General features: G+C 37.8%; 1 protein-coding gene. It reads right to left on the bottom strand.

What is annotated here, in order from left to right; all coding sequences use genetic code 11:
• Positions 1 to 316 precede the first annotated feature (316 nt).
• Positions 317 to 691 (bottom strand): HU family DNA-binding protein (locus tag WA327_RS08410; RefSeq protein WP_336068586.1); only part of this gene is annotated, 375 nt, incomplete at its 5' end.

Genomic DNA, 691 nt, shown 5'->3' with positions numbered 1-691 from the left:
CATGTGTTTTTAAGGTTTGATGATGATTTGTGTCTTAATTAATCATTAGATAAAAGTCATTAATCGTTAAAATAGATTGCTTCGTCCTGCGTTCTCGCAATGACAAAAGGATGTTTTTTTATGTTTTTAAGTCCATTTTCAACGCGTCCGTACGATGTAAATGGATCATCCGCATCGTTTAATGGGTTTGTCCTGATCAAACGATTGTCTCGTACGCATGAAAGGACTCAAAAACCCGCATCTTTTTTGCATAAAAAAAGGTCCTGAGTGGTAAGAAACACTCAAGACCTTATAACATTTAGATGATTACGGAGTTCTAGCTCGCTTTTCTAAAGGATAAATCATCTAACAACCCACGTAATCGCTTACCTGGTCTAAACAGGATACGTGCTTTAGTAATTAAGCTAGCGTTAACCTCTTCTGGTGTATCACGACCTTCTGAGCTTACACTAACTTGAAAATTACCAAGTCTACCCAATTTTACAATTCTCCCTTGATTAAGAGAGCTAATAATATTACGCTCTAAAGAGAGTAATACGGCGTAACAGTCTGATTCTGTTACTGTACACTCGTAAGCAATTTGCTCTGCAAGTATATCCAAATCTACTTCGCCATCTGCTATTGCAGCTGCATAGTACTTCTCAGGTAACGTGATGTCCTGAGGATTTTTGCGCGGTTGCGCTTTAAATTT

The sequence above is a fragment of the Mesoflavibacter sp. CH_XMU1404-2 genome (genome assembly GCF_037029465.1).
Taxonomy (GTDB): domain Bacteria; phylum Bacteroidota; class Bacteroidia; order Flavobacteriales; family Flavobacteriaceae; genus Mesoflavibacter.
Note: the sequence above shows the minus strand (reverse complement) of the source record. Positions and strands in the feature narration are given on the sequence as shown.